2 protein-coding genes are annotated in these 1247 nt (G+C 73.6%); both read right to left on the reverse strand.

What is annotated here, in order from left to right; genetic code table 11:
• Positions 1-425 (reverse strand): isopentenyl transferase family protein (locus x551_RS22430; protein ID WP_036251792.1); only part of this gene is annotated, 425 nt, incomplete at its 3' end.
• A partial coding sequence (locus x551_RS22435) for a pseudouridine synthase (RefSeq protein WP_161728138.1) occupies positions 422-1247 on the reverse strand: 826 nt, incomplete at its 5' end. The genes x551_RS22435 and x551_RS22430, both read right to left, overlap by 4 nt.

Below are 1247 nucleotides of genomic sequence, written 5' to 3' on the forward strand. Positions count from 1 at the left end.
GTGCGCGCCTCGGCGTCGAGCGCGGCGCGAAGGGCCGGGTCGGCCGGCGGCAGCGCGTCGATGCCGTCGAACAGCGCCTTGAAGTACAGCATCGTGCCGCCCACCAGCAGCGGCAGCCGGCCGCGGGCGCGGATCTCCGCCATCGCACGTCGCGCGTCGGCCACGAACTGCGCAGCCGAGTACGCGGCGCAGGGTTCGATCAGGTCGATCAGGTGGTGCGGCACGAGCGCGCGCTCGGCGGCGCTGGGCTTGGCGGTGCCGATGTCCATGCCGCGGTAGACCAGCGCCGAGTCGACGCTGACCACCTCGACCGGCAGCACCTGCGCGAGCGCCAGCGCGGCCGCGGTCTTGCCAGAGGCGGTGGGCCCGGCCAGGCACAGCGTGTCCAGCCCGGCGGCGGCGGCGGCGGGCGAGGCCGCGTTCACAGGAAGGTCTCGAACGGCCCGAGGTAGCGCCACTGCCCCGGCGGCAGCTCGCCCAGGCCGACGCGGCCGATGCGGATGCGCTTGAGCGACTCGACCTTCAGGCCGACCAGCTCGCACATGCGGCGGATCTGGCGCTTCTTGCCCTCGCGCAGCACGAAGCGCAGGTGCTGCTCGTTCTGCCACGACACCTTGGCGGGCTTGAGCTTCTCGCCGTCGAGCGTGAGCCCGTGGCGCAGCCGCGCCAGGGCCTCGGGCGGGAAGTGCTCCTTCAGGTCGGTGAGCTCGGGCCGCGCGGTCCACTGCACGCGCACCACGTACTCCTTCTCGACCGGGCTGTCCTCGCCGATCAGCAGCTTGGCGACGCGGCCGTCCTGGGTCAGCACCAGCAGGCCGGTGGAGTCGAGGTCCAGGCGGCCGGCCGGCACCAGGTGCTTGAGCTGGCTGGCGTTGAAGCGCTGCTTGCTGCCGTCGTTCGCCCAGCGGTTGGCGGCGGTGACCAGCGTGAAGGCCGGCGCGTGGCCGTCCTCGGCCTGGCCGCTCACGTAGCCGAGCGGCTTGTGCAGCAGGATGGTCACGCGCTGCGCCTGCTCCAGCCTGGCCTGCGGGTCGATGGTGATCTGCTGCTCGGGCCGCACGCGGGCGCCGAGCTGGTCGACCACCTCGCCGTCGACGCGCACGTAGCCTTGCTCGATCCACTCGTCGGCCTCACGCCGCGAGGCGAGGCCGAGTTCGCTCATGCGCTTGGAGAGGCGCGGGTTGAGCTCCTCGGTCGGGGCGCCGCCGGTGGTGCGGGCCTGGGCAGGGCGGGGCGGTGGGCGCTGC

Origin of the sequence: Methylibium sp. T29 (assembly GCF_000576205.1) — a bacterium.
Lineage (GTDB): Bacteria > Pseudomonadota > Gammaproteobacteria > Burkholderiales > Burkholderiaceae_C > Methylibium > Methylibium petroleiphilum.